This is a genomic window from Shinella sp. GW835-FHT14H05, assembly GCF_058793575.1.
On the sequence record NZ_JBXAFY010000022.1, the window covers coordinates 36,600 to 51,953 of the forward strand.

Annotated in this window: 15 protein-coding genes; 7 read left to right on the forward strand and 8 right to left on the reverse strand. The window is 63.9% G+C overall.

The window, feature by feature from the left end; genetic code table 11:
* The first annotated feature begins 180 nt into the window (after positions 1–180).
* Positions 181–867, forward strand: a complete 687-nt coding sequence (gene pedF / locus AC1Q6Z_RS32450; RefSeq protein ID WP_160862047.1) for a cytochrome c-550 PedF — start codon at positions 181–183, stop codon at positions 865–867.
* A 6-nt stretch (positions 868–873) separates the two neighbouring features.
* Complete coding sequence (locus tag AC1Q6Z_RS32455) at positions 874–1,770, forward strand: substrate-binding periplasmic protein (protein ID WP_492650388.1); 897 nt, start codon at positions 874–876, stop codon at positions 1,768–1,770.
* Positions 1,771–1,772: 2 nt separating this feature from the next.
* On the opposite strand, the gene AC1Q6Z_RS32460 is transcribed toward AC1Q6Z_RS32455, so the two are convergent.
* Both AC1Q6Z_RS32460 and AC1Q6Z_RS32465 read right to left on the reverse strand, forming a co-directional pair.
* The gene (locus AC1Q6Z_RS32460; RefSeq protein ID WP_492650389.1) at positions 1,773–2,648 is read right to left on the reverse strand and encodes an FAD:protein FMN transferase; all 876 of its coding nucleotides are present in this window, start codon (positions 2,646–2,648) and stop codon (positions 1,773–1,775) included.
* Complete coding sequence (locus tag AC1Q6Z_RS32465) at positions 2,645–4,741, reverse strand: 4Fe-4S binding protein (protein WP_492650390.1); 2,097 nt, start codon at positions 4,739–4,741, stop codon at positions 2,645–2,647. Before AC1Q6Z_RS32465 ends, AC1Q6Z_RS32460 begins: the two co-directional genes overlap by 4 nt.
* A 112-nt stretch (positions 4,742–4,853) precedes the next feature.
* Between AC1Q6Z_RS32465 and AC1Q6Z_RS32470 the strand changes: the two genes are divergently transcribed.
* The 5 genes from AC1Q6Z_RS32470 to AC1Q6Z_RS32490 all read left to right on the forward strand — a co-directional run bounded on the left by AC1Q6Z_RS32470 (position 4,854) and on the right by AC1Q6Z_RS32490 (position 9,612).
* Positions 4,854–5,639, forward strand: a complete 786-nt coding sequence (locus tag AC1Q6Z_RS32470) for an ABC transporter permease (protein ID WP_492650391.1) — start codon at positions 4,854–4,856, stop codon at positions 5,637–5,639.
* A 292-nt stretch (positions 5,640–5,931) separates the two neighbouring features.
* Positions 5,932–6,183 carry a DUF1488 family protein gene (locus tag AC1Q6Z_RS32475; RefSeq protein ID WP_435269251.1) on the forward strand — a complete coding sequence of 84 codons (252 nt, stop codon included), beginning with the start codon at positions 5,932–5,934 and terminating at the stop codon, positions 6,181–6,183.
* 166 nt (positions 6,184–6,349) lie between these two features.
* Entirely contained in the window at positions 6,350–6,907 is a 558-nt protein-coding gene (locus AC1Q6Z_RS32480) for a TetR/AcrR family transcriptional regulator (protein ID WP_492650413.1), read from the forward strand.
* 200 nt (positions 6,908–7,107) lie between these two features.
* Positions 7,108–9,162, forward strand: a complete 2,055-nt coding sequence (locus AC1Q6Z_RS32485) for a prolyl oligopeptidase family serine peptidase (RefSeq protein WP_492650392.1) — start codon at positions 7,108–7,110, stop codon at positions 9,160–9,162.
* Between the two features lie 102 nt (positions 9,163–9,264).
* Complete coding sequence (locus AC1Q6Z_RS32490; protein WP_492650393.1) at positions 9,265–9,612, forward strand: hypothetical protein; 348 nt, start codon at positions 9,265–9,267, stop codon at positions 9,610–9,612.
* An 11-nt stretch (positions 9,613–9,623) separates the two neighbouring features.
* Here AC1Q6Z_RS32490 and AC1Q6Z_RS32495 read toward each other — a convergent pair whose 3' ends face one another.
* From AC1Q6Z_RS32495 to AC1Q6Z_RS32520, 6 genes are all read right to left on the reverse strand, one after another.
* A complete protein-coding gene (locus tag AC1Q6Z_RS32495) occupies positions 9,624–10,412 on the reverse strand; it encodes an ABC transporter ATP-binding protein (protein WP_492650394.1) in 789 nt (262 codons plus the stop codon).
* Positions 10,397–11,194 carry an ABC transporter permease gene (locus tag AC1Q6Z_RS32500; RefSeq protein ID WP_492650395.1) on the reverse strand — a complete coding sequence of 266 codons (798 nt, stop codon included), beginning with the start codon at positions 11,192–11,194 and terminating at the stop codon, positions 10,397–10,399. The genes AC1Q6Z_RS32495 and AC1Q6Z_RS32500 overlap by 16 nt, the downstream gene beginning before the upstream one ends.
* A gap of 10 nt (positions 11,195–11,204) precedes the next feature.
* Positions 11,205–12,071, reverse strand: coding sequence for an ABC transporter permease (locus tag AC1Q6Z_RS32505; RefSeq protein ID WP_492650396.1), 867 nt, complete (start codon positions 12,069–12,071; stop codon positions 11,205–11,207).
* A gap of 70 nt (positions 12,072–12,141) precedes the next feature.
* Positions 12,142–13,215, reverse strand: a complete 1,074-nt coding sequence (locus AC1Q6Z_RS32510) for an ABC transporter substrate-binding protein (RefSeq protein WP_492650397.1) — start codon at positions 13,213–13,215, stop codon at positions 12,142–12,144.
* Between the two features lie 63 nt (positions 13,216–13,278).
* The gene (locus AC1Q6Z_RS32515) at positions 13,279–13,602 is read right to left on the reverse strand and encodes a 4Fe-4S binding protein (RefSeq protein ID WP_492650398.1); all 324 of its coding nucleotides are present in this window, start codon (positions 13,600–13,602) and stop codon (positions 13,279–13,281) included.
* A complete protein-coding gene (locus AC1Q6Z_RS32520; protein WP_492650399.1) occupies positions 13,599–15,218 on the reverse strand; it encodes an FAD-dependent oxidoreductase in 1,620 nt (539 codons plus the stop codon). Before AC1Q6Z_RS32520 ends, AC1Q6Z_RS32515 begins: the two co-directional genes overlap by 4 nt.
* Positions 15,219–15,354 lie beyond the last annotated feature (136 nt).

The following is a 15,354-nucleotide window of genomic DNA, read 5'->3' on the forward strand; positions in this document are numbered from 1 at the left end:
CTTTCCGGCTCCCTTTGAAGCATTCCCGCATGTTACATCCTCCCGTAGCAACCATGTCGCCAAAGGGGAGAGCTAGAAATACGACCTTGGTGCCATGCGCCGCCGCGACCTAGGTCGCATATCGCGCCGTGTCCGTGCTGCCTTACAAAATGCGCAGTTGGAAATGCGAAGGAGGACGGCATGTCGGCCAACATCATTCGCGGCGGGGTCGCCGCATTCATTCTCATGGCGACGACGAGCCTGGTGATTGCGCATGGCGATGTCGCGCCGCAACCGGTCAATACCGATGCGCTGCCCGAGGTGGGCGAGGAGTGGCTGACCGAAAACCCCTATCGCGAGGCGAAGATCGGCCATGAGGCCTGGTTGAAGGCCGTCGAGATCGGTGCCTCCGGCTATACCCAGAACTGCGCGCGCTGTCATGGCTTGGGCGCGGTGTCCGGCGGGCTTGCGCCGGACCTGCGTTTTCTGGAAGCGGAAGAAGTCGGCGACGAGTGGTTCGTGGAGCGCTTCCGGCACGGCTATACGCAGGACGGCACGACCAAGATGCCGGCCTTCGGCGACATTCTGGGCCAGAAGGCCGCCTGGGCGATCCGCACCTATGTGGAGACACGGCCGGAGGACGGCGCGCTCGATGCCCATGCCAAGCGCCTCCATGAAATCCGCGACGAACTCGGCAGCGGCAAGGTGGCCGATACGGGCGCGATCAAGAAGGAACTGGAGACGATCGCGACCGAAGTAAAGACCGCCTCCGGCGCGCCGGTTGCCGACAGCGTCACCTATGAGGCCGCGCGCATCCTGTCGGACAAGCCGGAAAGCTGGAAAAAGGCGGCCGAGGTGCTGACCGTCGGCCTTTCGGCCACGCAGTAACCCGCCATGCTGCGCCGTGCACTTCTGGCCATTGTCCTCGGCGTCGCCCTTCCGGGCGGCGCTTTCGCGCGTTGCGAGGACTACGTGCCCCAGGCCAAGCCACAGAACACTTTCGCGCAGGATGTCGGGCGCGAATTCGACCGGATCATCGAGGACGGCTGGATCGAGTTCGCCGTCTACGAGAACTATGCCCCCTGGTCCTATGAAGAGAAGGGCAAGGCTGTCGGCGTGGATGTCGAGATCGGCCGGCTGGTTGCGAAGGCCCTCGGTGTCGAGGCGAAATTCCGCCTTGTCGCGGCCGGCGAGAATCTCGAAGCCGATCTGTTGAACTATGTCTGGAAGGGCGCTGCCGTCGGCGGGCGGGTCAGCGATGTGATGCTGCATGTGCCCTATGACAGCGCGCTCGTCTGCCGCATCGAGCAGGTGAGCTTTACCGGCAAATATGCCAAGGAGAGCATCGCCATCGCCTATCGTGCGTCCGACTACGAAGAGAAGGCGCCGACCCCGCCCTTCTTCCGGTTCGACGCGGTGGCGGTCGAAAACGACGCGATCTCGGACTTTTACCTGACGTCCCTGATCGGCCCGGTGGACAAGATTCACCGCTATCGCTCGACCGCCGCAGCGATGGACGGCCTGGCGGACGGTGATACCAAGGCGGCGATGGGGCCTCGGGCGGAGCTGGAAGCCGGTCTCGTGCGCCATCCGGATGCCGGGCTGAAGGTCCATTCTCCGCCGCTTGTCGGCTTTGCGCGTGGAAGCTGGACGATCGGCGTCGGTGTGAATTTCCAACACAAGGACCTCGCCTATGCCGTCGACGAGGCGATCGAAAAAGCGCTTGCCGACGGGGAAATCGCGCGGGTTTTCGCGGCGCATGGCCTGACCTTCACGCCGCCGGAACGATAGGCTTAGAAGGTCGAAACGTCGCCGGCCTCATCGACCGCGGTAACGCGCGTGATGCCGGGAACACGGCGCAGGGTCGCGCGGATCTCATCGCGTGTCGTCAGGCAGAAGGCGGTTGAAAAGCCGTCCGCCATCGCGGCACTTTCTGCCTCCACCGAGATGGTCGACCAGCAGGGCCGCTCACCATGGGGTCCGAGAATGTGGACACCGGCGCCGAGCATCATCGCCGAAGGGCTTGAGGTCGCAATGGCGTTGCCGGCGAGGCGGCGCGTGGCGATCTGGCCCAGGGCCGGATCTTCGACGGATACGCTGAACGGACCGCCAATGGCGGCGAACTCCCCCATGTCTACGAGGGCCTGCGCATAGCCTTCTTCCAACAGCAGGCGGCGAACCCGATCAGCCGCGTAGCCCTGCGCGATGCCGTTCAAGGTCAGGGCTTGGCCGCGAGCAAGCTGGACGGGTGGTCCGATGCGCACCCGCTCCCAACCGATCGCGGCCTGTGCTTCGGTGACGTCGCGACCTTCGGCAAGCGCGCGCCAGAGGGGCTGCACCGTTGGGTCAAAACGACTAGCTGTTGCCTGATGGACATGGTTGGCTAGGCTCAGGAGATCGAGAAGAGCCGGCGGCGGATCGTCCAGATGGCCTACGGCATTCAGCCTGCTGAGGGCGGAACTGGTTTTGAACAGGCTGGCCGCGGCCTCGACCTCGGCAATCGTGCTGCCGATCCGTCCGACGATATCCTGCGCAAGGCCGCGCGGGCCGCGCAGATCCACCCGTACCGTGCCGCCAAGCATGTCTGCCTGCCAGGTCGTGTTTTCAGCGCGCGCGGTGCCGGAAAACGCAGCCGCCGCGGCGATGAACAGGAACCGCCGTCGCTTCATCCCGATGCCTCCACCTTGGCAAGCGCTTGGACTGGCGGGCGCTTTCGTTGCGCCAGCACCAGCGGCACGCATTGCCGCGCGTCATCGTGGATCGAAACGCAGTCGAGACACTGGAAACACTCGCTGTAGGCGATCTCGCCCGTCTTGCGGATGGCGCCGTAGGGGCAGCGCACCCGGCAGAGCTGGCAGGGCGAACCGCATTCGGCGCGGCGGGGTATCCAGGAGCGGGTGCGCAACAGGCCGCCGAGCGCCATGACCGCGCCGAGAGGGCAGACATAACGGCAGAAGCCCTTGAAGGTCGTTGCCGCGAGAAGCAGCCAGAAGACGGCATAGGCGACGTAGTACCATTCGCGCTGGAAGAGCGTGGTCACCGCCGTCTTGAAGGGCTCGATCTCGGCTGCGGTTTCAATTTTTTCGGGTGCGAGAAAGGTGACGGCGACCAGGCCGGCGAGCGAAATCCATGCTCCGGCCTTCAGTCGCCTGTCCCAGAGGGGTGAGGGGTTCCATTGCGGCAACCGGAGCAGGCGGCCGGCATGATGGGCGAATTCCTGCATGGCGCCGAACGGGCAAAGCCATCCGCAGAAGAGGCCGCGTCCCCACAGGACAAATCCAAGGATGGCGGCGCCCCAGATCATCAGGGAGAAGGGATCGTAGAGCAGGACCGCCAGGCTGCCGCCGCCATTTGCGGCCCGAAGTGCCGCGAGTGGCGTGACGATCGAAAGCTGGCCCTGGCCCCACCAGCCAACGAAGCCGATCATCAGGCCCAGAAAGGCCAGCCGTGCCGGACGCAGCACCGTCGGCGCGGCGAGCCGGTGCATGCCGGGGCCGACGGCGCCGAGCAATCCCGCAAGCAGGATGCCGAGCCCGGCAACGTCCCATTTTCGATCAACGATCGCGGCCTGCCAGGGCGGCAGCGCCCTTGACGTTTCCGGGCGCAAGAAGAAAGCGGGGTCAGCCTTCAGGGCGAGCTGAAAATGGACCGAGCCCATTTCCGGCTTCAGCATGCCGTGGGCGCGCACGGCCTGGGCGGAAAGCGTCCAGTCGCGCGTGGGGTCGAAACCGAGGCGCCGGTCGATCCTCAGGATCATCGTCGTGCCCTGCGGCACATCCGGCTGCGTCTCCACCATCATGTCGGCATCGCGAAGGGCAACGGGCAGGCCGTCCTGCACGGCCGCAAGCCGGTCAGGTGCGGTGTTGCGCACGAAATCCGCCGACACCAGCCCGTGGCGGCCGCCATCGATGACGAGCATGGGCTCGTCGTCCGGCGATACGCGCAGCAGGCGTTGAAGATCGGCGAAACTCTCCTCGCTCAGGACGGCCCGGGCGATGGACGGCGGACCGATATCGACCACCCACAGATCGAGGAACAGGCCTTGCGGATCGTCCGCCGCCTCGGGATCGTCGCGCGCCCAGATCGTCGTCTTGAAGCCGTCGTCGAGTTCGGCGTTGGTTACCTTCAGGTTCCGGGCCAGCCCTCGCTTGACCAATTCCGCCCAGTCGAATGTCTCGTCTATCGACGGATCGGGGTGTACCGGCGGACCGCTCGCCACGCCCTGCATCTTCTCGCGCGCGACGGCGAGCGTTGCGGCGAGGATCGATTCGTGCGCGATGCGGACGGAGGCCGTGGCCTTCGTTACCCCATCGAGATAGACGAGGTCGGAGCCGCCCCCGGCCTCGCCATACGGCGTGCCGACAACGAGTGCTTCCCGGATCGAATGGCCGCGATATTGTTCGAGGAATGCGCGCAGTGGCGCTTCCCCCAAGCCGGAAACGAAGATCGGCTCGTTGTGCGCGATGAGGCGCACATCGAGAAAGCGGCCGTCGCGGTCGATCGTCACGAGCATGTTGATGGGAGCGCCGGAAAAGCCCGGAAGCGGCGCCAGCGGACCGGTCTCGAAAACGTAACCCGCCTCCGCGCCACCGGAATTCAGCAGCGTCCACACACCCTTTTCATTCACCGGCTCGCCGAGCGCGTAGGGCGGCACGATCAGGCCTGCAAGCGCGTCACGATCGAGCGGTGCCGCGCCCGCCATACCGGGGCAGACAAGCAGGCTGAAAACGAGAAAGCTCAGCAGGGCAAAGCGTCGTCTCATGGCGCGATCCTCCCAGCCCGATCTCTACGCGCCAGGCGAAAGGCCGCCATACGACCAAGGTCGCGGATCCGGCGAGGTCCTCGGCGGCTATATTCGGGCCGGGAGAATTCGCATGTCTGAGAAGAGCCTCGACGATCGCTTGCAGGGGAGCGTGTTCCTTCTTTCCCTCGGCTTGTTCGGCCTCTTCTGGGCAGTGCTCGCCGCACTGAAGGCCGATCCGACCGTCCTGCCGGGGCCTGTCGAGGTCGCGCGGGTCTTCTGGTCGGAAACCGTTGCCGGACGGTTGCCGCGAGAACTGCTGGCGACACTTTTGCGCGTGGCCGTCTCCTTCGGGCTCGCCATGGCGGCGGGCTCGCTGCTGGGTTTCCTGCTCGGCCGCTACAGGGCGCTCAATCGCTGGGCAGATCCGTGGGTGACGATCTTCATGAACCTGCCGGCGCTGGTCCTGATCGTGCTCTGCTATCTGTGGATCGGCCTCAACGAGCTTGCGGCGATTGTCGCGGTGACCCTCAACAAGACGGCTATGGTCATGGTCACCGTGCGCCAGGGCGTGAAGTCCTTCGATCCGGCCCTCGACGATCTGGCTTTCGTCGCCCGTCTTTCGCCCCGGGAGCGGCTTCGGCACCTCATCCTGCCGCAACTCGCACCTTGGCTGGCCGTCGCCGCGCGCAACGGGATCGCCGTCATCTGGAAGATCGTCCTCGTCGTCGAATTCCTCGGCCGGTCCAACGGCATCGGCTTTCGTATCCACCTCTATTTCCAGCAATTCCAGACCGCGCATGTGATCGCCTATTCCCTTGCCTTCGTGGGTGTCATGCTGATCGTGGAGCACGCGCTCGTCCAGCCCTGGGAAGCGCGTTCGATCGCCTGGAAAAGTGAAGCGGGACAACGCCCTTGATGGGCCCGTCGCCTGGATCCTTTTCTCAAAAATAAAAATCAGGATTTTCGTTTCCGTGGTATGCTGAATTCGGTTTTAAAGCTCCGGATGCCGCACGGTATCGATGGGATTCTGCAATTCTGAGCTTCATTTTTTCCCTCGATTTCCAAAATACTCACAGATTTCTTTGTGTCCGAGAAGAAATCCGGATTTTTCGCTTTCCCTCAACTTGGTGATTGGGAGCCTCTTCGCAGATCGACGCGCAAACTGCGTGTCGAGGAGATGGCCCATTCACCTATCGCAAGGAGCTTTCATGAGTCTCAGTTTTCCAAACCAAAGCCGCAGCTATGAAGAGGCCGGCAAGCGCATCCGCTTCATCGGCCACGACGGCATGTTCGAAATCTCGTTTTTTGCCGGGTCCGACCTTTTCCCGGGCGCGACCTCCGAAGCTGGCTGCCTGAGGGCTTTCGACGATGCCCGTGTCTCCATCTACCAGGCGGCGCGGCGCGCCTATTCCGGCGCTCGCAAGCCGATCTATGTCCTGACACGCGCCGATTTCAGTTGATGGTCGACCATGTCGCCGCCGGGCCCGCCCAAAAAAAGCCCGGCCCTCTCTTGCACGATCTGTCACTTAGTGACATAACGATCTGGCACTAAGTGACAGGGAGACGGCGATCGAACGTTCGAAAACGGAAGAAGCTCGGCTACTGGTTTCTCGCCATGCTGCGGATCTGTTCTGGCGGCACGGTGTGGACGGCACGAGCGGGGATGACATCGCTGCGGCATCGGGCGTGTCGAAACGCACGGTGTGGCGCTATTTCCGCTCGAAGGAAGCCTGTGTCGAGCCGCTGCTTCTGGTGACGGAATTGCGATTTGTCGCGTTGTTCCGGGAGTGGCCCCGCAATGTTTCGATAGAGACCTTCCTCTATGCTGCGATGAAGTCGTTTATCGAGGGCGAACAGGCCGTTCGCGACGGCGTTGCCGCAGCCCGGATCGTCGCGCTTCTTCCAAAGGAGCCGGCGCTGAGATCGGCCTGGTTGATGGCGTGCAGCCAGGCGGAAGTGGAGTTTACGCAGATCGTCGCCAGGCGCATCGGCCGATCGCCCGACGACTTCGAGGTGAAGCTCTGCGCGGCGGCCGCCATGGCCGCCATGCGGCTGGTCGATGAAGACATCAGTTCGGCCGCAGTCAACAAGGGCCAAAAATTCGAACTGGACGAAGTGACCGAAAGGATCGCTTCTGCCATCCGTGCGGCCAGCACTCTGCCGATCTGCGACCCCGTCGAGTGAGGCACCTGGCGCGCTTACCCGTTTCGCATCGCCACGGCTGACGCGAAACCACCGAAAAACGGAGAAACAACGCTGAAGATCCATCAAGCCCGGCGTTTCGGGCTCGCTTCCGGCTGCCTGGACGAAACTCGGGCAAAAGACCGCCCACAATTCCGTGGGCGCCATTGATCTCCCCTGCATTTGCTAACGAGGATACGCTTTTGACCTACCCCGAAACCAAACGTGTCGATGTCATCGACAATCACTTCGGCACGACAATAGCCGATCCCTACCGCTGGCTGGAAAACGACGTTCGCCGCGATCCGGACGTCGCCGCCTGGATCGATTCACAAAACCGCATCACCCGGTCGCATCTTGCGGACCTGCCTGGACGGGACGTTTTTCATGCGCGGCTGACCGAATTGTTCGATTTCGAACGTCTCACCGCTCCGGACAAGAAAGGCAACCGCTATTTCTTTACCCGCAATTCCGGCCTCGCCAACCAGGAGACCCTTGTCGTGCGCGAAGGCTTGGACGGGCAGGACCGTGTGCTGATCGATCCCAATACCTGGTCGGAGGATGGTGCGAACGCGCTGGCGGAGTGGTCGGCGTCGGAGGACGGGTCGCGTGTCGCCTTCGCGACGCAGGAGGGCGGAACGGATTGGCGAACCATCCGCGTCCTGGACGTCGAAACCGGCACGTTGCTGGAGGACGAGGTCGCGTGGGTTCGGTTTACGTCCATCTCCTGGGCGACGGACGGAACGGGCTTCTTCTATTCCCGCTTTCCCGAACCGGAAAAGGGAAAGGTCTTCGAGGCGACCGTCGCAGGGCATGCGGTCTATTTCCACGCGCTTGGGACGCCCCAATCCCAGGACCGGCTCGTCTACGCCACGCCCGAGCAGCCCCATCTCCTTCATTTTGCCGGCGTCACCGAGGATGGCCGCTATGTCATCATCTACTCTTCGCCCGGTTCCGGCGGCAGCGCGCTGACGGTGTTGGACCTGACGGGCGAGGATTGGAAGCCCCACGCTATCGTCGAGGATTTCGAGCACTACTGGTCCGTTGTCGGAAATGTCGGGACGAAGCTCTTTCTCACCACGCAGAAGGGCGCGGAGCGCGGGAAGATCGTGGCGCTGGACCTCGGTGACACACAGCCCCAATTTACCGACATTGTCGCGGAGAACGACGCGGTCCTCAGCAGCGCATCGCTGCTCGGCGGTCGGCTCATCGTCTGCTATTTCGTCGATGCCAAGACGAAGATCGAGCGTTTCAAGCTCGATGGAACGCCGGATGGCGTCATCGACCTTCCCGGCATTGGCAGCGCCGGAGGGTTTCACGGACGCGCGGCGGATGACGAAGCCTTCTTCGTCTTCACCAGCCACAACGCGCCCACCACGATCTACCGCTACGACGTGGCCACGAATACAAAGTCTGCCTGGGCGGAGCCGAAGGTAGCAATCGACCTCGATCGCATCGTCGTCGAGCAGCGCTTCTATGCCTCGAAGGACGGCACGAAGGTGCCCATGTTCATCGTCCGGCGCAAAGACGTCACGGGCCCGGCGCCGACGCTCTTGTATGGCTATGGGGGTTTTGCCATCAGCATGATCCCCTTCTATTCGCCTGCCTCGTTGGCCTGGGTGGAGCAAGGCGGCGTTTTCGCCGTCGCCAGCATCCGGGGCGGTGGGGAGTACGGCAAGTCCTGGCACGATGCGGGGCGTCGCGAGAACAAGCAGAATGTCTTCGACGATTTCATCGCGGCCGGCGAATATCTGAAGGCTGAAGGCATAACATCGCCTGATGGTCTCGCCATCCAGGGCGAGTCGAACGGCGGTCTTCTGGTCGGCGCCGTGGTCAACCAGCGTCCGGACCTTTTCGCGGCGGCCCTCCCCGGCGTCGGTGTGATGGACATGCTGCGCTTCCATCGCTTCACCGGCGGGCAATTGTGGATGCAGGACTTCGGAGACCCGGCGAAGGAGCGCGATTTCCGCAACCTCCTGTCCTACTCGCCCTATCACACTATCCAGGCGAACGGAGCATATCCGGCGATCCTCGTGACGACGGCAGATACCGACGACCGGGTCGTGCCGGGTCACAGCTTCAAATATGTCGCAGCCTTGCAGGCCGCCGATCTCGGTGATCGCCCGCGCCTGTTGCGCGTCGATACCCGTGCCGGCCACGGTGCCGGAAAACCAACCGACAAGATGATCGAGGAATTTGCTGACATGTGGGCCTTCGCGGCCCGATGGACAGGACTTGAAATAGAGACACGCACGTAACCGGTTTCGACAGAATTCGGCCGAAGAGCAATGCTGACCTCTCCGGGGACCTCAGGTGGTCGCTGGAGAGGTGCGCCGCGAGAAATTAAGGAGAGACGCCGCATGACGAAGAGTTGCCCGGTCCTGACGCCTGCCGAACGGCAAGTCGTCGATATCATCGAACGCGCCAAGCAGTCCATGACCGATACGGTTCTCAAAGCCCTGGAGGCTGCCACGAAACAGGCGGCCGAAGAGATGCAGCGCGTCGGATCTCCGGAACATGCGCCGCCCTATGAGTATTTCGCCGCCGTCCTGCACCAACACATGTACTGTGTGATGTGCGGCGCAAATCCGGATACTTTTGAGGGCGGCGATCCTCGCATCGCTATCGACGTCATCCGAAACAGCCAGAACATCGCGAAACACTATTGGGGTGCCGATATCGAGCCCTATCCGCGCGAGCTTCCTTAGGGCAATCTCGCCTAGCGTTTTGCGAGGAGGCTTGTGATCTCGCGCCGGACGGCGACGAAATCGGGATCGTCGCGATGGCGTGGCCGCTCGCTGGTGATGTCGAAGATGCTGGCGATGCGCCCGGGACGTGGCTCCATCACCACCACGCGATCGGACAGGTAGATCGCCTCTTCTACATCATGCGTTACCATGAACACCGTGCTCTTTTCCTGCTCCCATATGGCGAGAAGCTCGTCTTGCAGATGGCTGCGCGTCAGGGAATCGAGTGCCCCCAGCGGTTCGTCCAGCAGCATTAGCGGCGGCCATGGCGCCAGCCCGCGGGCGATCGCCGCGCGCTGCGACATGCCGCCCGACAGTTCATGGGGCAATGCCTTCTCGAAGCCGGTGAGGCCGACGAGATCGATCAGATACTGCACGCGCTTCCGCTTTTCCGCCTCCGGGCCTGCGACGCTGTGAAGGCTGACGGCGATGTTCGTCTCAACATCGAACCAGGGCAGCAGGCGATGGTCCTGGAAGACGATGCCGCGTTTGAGGCTCGGCCGGTCGATCTTTTCGCCATCGACCAGTATCCGGCCGCTGTCCGGCAGGTCGAGGCCGGCCAGGAAGCGCAGCAGCGTGGACTTGCCGCAGCCGCTGGGGCCGACGATGCTGATGAACTCGCCGGGTTCGATGGCAAGCGACACATTGTCCAGCGCATGCACCGTGCGGTCGTCGACATGGAATGTCTTCGAAACATCCTGGATATTGACCGAACCGGCCTGGGCCGCTTTGGGTCGTGAAAGAGTCAGGGTATCCGCCATGGTACGAGTCTCCTTGAGAGGCCGAGGACGAACCGGTCGAGCGCGATCCCGATAAGGGCAAGGAAAAGAACGCCGAGCAGGACCTGGTCCATGCGCGCATATTCGCGCGCGGCAGCGAGATAGGCGCCGAGGCCGTCTCCCATGCCGTTGATATAGCCGGTGCCGATCAGATATTCGGCGCCGAACGTGCCGAGCCATGCGATGTTGAGCGAGAGCTCCGTTCCGGCAAGAATGGAAGGCACGGCGGCCGGGAAGATGATCTTGGTCAACATCGCCCTGCGGTCGAGTTCCACCACGCGCCCCACCTCGCGATAGGGCGCCGGCACGTTCTGGCAGCCCGCCTGCGCGCCCAGCGCCATCGGGAAAAACGCGCCGAGGGCGATCAGCGTGATCTTCATGGCCTCGCCGTTGCCGAGCCAGGCGCTGAGCAGCGGGATCCAGGCAAAGAGCGCGATCTGCCGCAGGCTGGAAATCGACGGGTCGAAAAGGCCGCGCGCGACGCCGGACAATCCGAGCAGCACGCCGGCAGCCAGCCCCAGCGTCGCGCCGATCACCCAACCTGTGAGCGCGCGGAGCAGCGTCGCGAGCGCGGCGCCCGGAAGGGAGCCGTCTGCAAAACCTTCGTAGGCCGTGACGAGGACCTTGCCGGGCGAGACGAGAATGTCGCTGTTCAATGCGCCGAAGGCATCGAGCAGGGCCCAGAGAACGATCAGGGCCGCCGGCAGCACGAGCGCCCGCCAGATCAATCCCGGGCGCGAAATGGGGGAGGTGGACGTCGTCATCGCCATGTTCCTAGACCGCTGCCTTGAACGACCAGAGCGTCGTGCGGTGCTGGAAGCGTGTCAGGGCATGATCGAGCGCCCAGCCGACGAGACCGATGACGATCATGGTGGCGAAGACCACGTCGAGCTGGAAGGCCTTGCGTCCCCACATCATCAGATAACCGAGGCCGGCGGCCGAAGAGATCATCTCGACAAGGATCAGCACCTTCCAGCCGCGGCTCATCGCCTGGCGCACACCGGTGAGGATCGACGGCAGGATGGACGGCCACACCACCAGCCGCACACGGGCAAACCATGAGAATTCCAGCACGCGGGAGACGTCGTCGTATTTGCGCGGGCGGTTGCGGATGCCCTCATAGGCGCCCACCATCAAAGGCAGGAAGCATGTCTTGGCGATGAGAACGATCTTGAGCCCTTCGCCGATGCCGAAAACCAGCATGAAGAAGGGAAGCCAGCCGAGCGACGGCACCAGGCAGATGGCCCGCACCGTCGGGGCCGCATAGATGTCCAGCGTCCGGAAAAGCCCGAAACCGAGCCCGAAGAGCAGGCCGAGCCCGCCTCCGAGCGCCAGTCCGGCGGCGACGCGCCCCAGGCTGACGAGCAACTCGGCCGGGAGCTGCCCCGTCACCAGAAGATCGAGCGTGGTTTCGTAGACCAGCCGGGGATCGGGAAGGATCTGCTCCGCTAGCCATTCCTGATGCACGGCATAGGACCAGAGCGCCAGAAGTGCGATCGGTGGCACGATCCCCAGGAGGAACAGCTTGGCCCATCGCGGCAGCCGGAAGGCTGCGGCAGGATACGACGAAGCTTTGCCGGCCGCTCTATCGAAGGGCGTGGCGGCGATTGATCCTGCGGTTTTGAAAGTCACATCGGACATTCTATCTCCTTCCTTCCACCAGCAAGGCCGGCCGAGGCGTCTAGTCCGGGGCGCTGGGTGAACGGGCTCGTCAGAACTGGACGGCCTTGCCGTCGGCCGCGCGCGGGGTCCAGAACGCCTCATAGCCCAGATCGGCGAGCGTCTTGGTCAACAGGCTGTCCTTGATCCACTCGTCGACGTCGAACGGCTTGCGCACCAGCTTCTGCTCCAGCGTGAAGTCGAGCCCGGCCTTGATGTTCGCGCGGTAGAAATCGTCGAGCAGCGGGCTGTTGCGGTCGCGCAGGTCATCGCCCGCATAGTCGGCGACATAGCTTTCGCGCGGGGAGCCGGTCAGCGCGAAGATGTCGTAAAGCTTCTCCCGGTTCTCATCGAGGCTCGCGAAATGCGAGGCCTGGACGTAGCCGCGCAGGACCCGCGCGACGATCTCGGGATTGGCCTCGGCGAAGCTGTCGAGGACGGTGAAGGAGCCGAAGGTCGAGCCGGGGGCGGGGCTACCCTTGGTGCTGTAGAGAACCTCGACGAGCCCGCTCTTCACCAGCGCCAGCACCTGGTTGCCCTGGCCGAGCAGCGCGTCCACGTCGCCCGACTGGATCGCGGCGGTCTGGTCTGCGCCCTGGAGGTCGAAGATCTGCACGTCCTCATTCTTGAGGCCTACGCCGGCCAGGATGAGCGAGAGCGAGAGCTCGAAGATCGTGCCGCGCTGGAAGGCGACCTTCTTGCCCTTGAGATCGGCAAACGTCTTGATCCCGGCCGCGGGGCGCACGCCGACATAGGTCGGCGAAATGCCGGAGGCGGCGAGCACCGTGGTGCGCACGCCCGCGCCGCGGCCGACGACGTTCGGCAGGCCGCCGTAGCTCGCGAATTCGAGCTGTCGGTTGGCGAAGGCCTCGTTGATCGCGGGGCCGGTGCCGCGCGGGAACTGCCATTCGATGCGGATGCCGTCGGGCTCGAATTCCTTCTCAAGCAGCTCAAGCGCGCGCAGCACGCCGATCGAGCCGTTGCCATAGGGCCTGCCGGCCGCATTGCCCGGTCCCGCGAGCCGGATGACATCCGGCTTGGATTGGGCGCGGGTGATGGAGAATGTGGTGGGAAACACGGCCGTTGCCGCAGCCAATCCCAGAAAAGTCCTGCGTGTCGGTTGCATCGCCAAAATCCTGTTCAAACTTTTACGGGGCAGGGCCGCCGCGACCGGCGGCCGGTTGGCTCGTCAATGATGATCGAGACGTTTCATGATCTCCGGCGCCGGCCGGGGGCGGCCGCCCCTGATCCAGCCGATCGACTTGCGATAGCTGCCGAAGATGTCCTTAGCCTCAAGCTCCGCGGAGGTGACGCCGGTGACAGCCGTCGTCAGCGGCGCCACGTAGAGCGCATCTTCAGGGCAGTAGACCTCGCACATGAAGCACGTCTGGCAATCGTCCTGGCGGGTGATCGTCGGAATGCCGCCGGGAGCGGGATCGAAGACATTGGTCGGACAGACGTTGACGCAAATGTTGCAGCCGGTGCAACGATCCTCACTGATGACCTCGATCATGCCGCGAGAACCTCCAGTTCCGGCGAGGGCGCGCGCTCGTGCCCGATCCAGACGTCGTCGAGACCGCCGGTCGTCGTGTAGTGAAGCTGGCTGTCGTCCTTCTGGGGGAAATCCTCGCGCTTGTGCATGCCACGGCTTTCCGTTCGCGAGAGGGCGCTGCGATACATCCAGCGTGCGGTGGCCAGCATCGCGACGCCTTCGCGGGTCCGCTGCGCCTCGTCGATCGTGGCGGACTGCGCCGTGCGGATGCCGGACCACAGGCCATCGAGCCGGCCGAGCGAATCCGTCAGCCGTTCGCCGGAACGCAGATAGTTGCGGTCGTAGGGCCAGACCTCGTCCTGCACCGTGCGCGTCAGGGCAGCCGCGTCGATCGCCCTGCTCGACCCGTTGACGATACCTACGCCGCCGGCCCGTACGAATTTGCGGTTGCGGCCGTGCAGGTGGCGGCCGTGATCTCCGGCGGCGCTGCCGGCCCAGAAGCCTGACGACATTGCCCAGGCGGCATTGTGGCTGCCGCCGCCGGTGAAGGCGCCGCAAACCAGCTCGCGCGTCGCGGCATCGCCGGCCGCATAGAGACCGGCAACGGTCGTCGCACAGCTATGGTCGACGATCCTCAGGCCGCCGGTGCCGCGGACCGTGCCTTCTAGCAGCAAGGTGACAGGGAAGCGCTGTCTGAAGGGATCGATGCCCACCCGGTCGAGCGGCAGGAAGAAGTTCGGCTGGGCGTAGCGCATCGCCTGCTCGGTCTCCGCGTCCGCCTTGTCGAGCTGCGCAAAGACGCGCTGGGACTGGAGCACACGCGCGATCACGGATCGGCCACCTTTCGAGGCAGCGCCCGGAATTGGCGAGCCGTCCTCGAAGGTAAAGGTCGCCCAATCGTAGAAGCGTGTCTTGGTGACCGAGCCGCCTTCGAGCGCCATCGCATAGGCAGTCGAGAATTCCATTCCCGAAAGTTCGGCGCCGAGTTCGGCTGCCAGGAGAAGTCCGTCACCGGTGAGGACGTTGCATCCGAGCGCCTTGCTGAGGAAGGCGCAGCCGCCGGTCGCGATGACCACGGCGCCGGCCCGGACCAGCCAGCTGTCGCCCTTTTGCCGACGGATACCCGCCGCTCCTGCTACGGCGCCGCTCTCGTCGCGCAGCAATTCAAGCGCCGGGCTGTGGTCGAGAATCTTGACGCCTGCGGATTTCGTGCGCTTGCGCATCAGGCGCATGTAGTCTGGACCATCGAGGCTGGTTCTGATCGACCTGCCTTCGCCGTCGTCGCTGAACGGATAACCCCATTGCGCGAGCTGGTTGACGTTGTCGTAGGTCCGGTCCAGCACCCGACGCATCCAGGCCGGGTCCGCCAGGCGGCCACCGAGGTCCCAGCGGCTGTTCATCGCTTTCGCGCGGCGGGCGGGATCCGGCGGCACATACCAGACACCCGTGCCCGACGGGGCCGTGGCGCCGGAGGAACCACAGAACCCCTTGTCGACGAGAACGACCCGGGCGCCTTTCGACGCGGCCGCGATGGCAGCCCACGTCCCTGCCGGGCCGCCGCCGATCACGAGAACATCGGCATCGAGCTCGAGTGATGCGGTGGGAACGTTGGTCGCGACGGTGTACGGAAATGCCATGATGTCTGTCTCCTATCGGCGCTTGAAGCAGGTTATCGAGCTTGCGAACCCAGGGATGACGCCGTGAGTATCGGCAATTGATCGACGCCGATATTATCTACTAAATCTATAGAATAAAGATATTATGGTGCGTTGC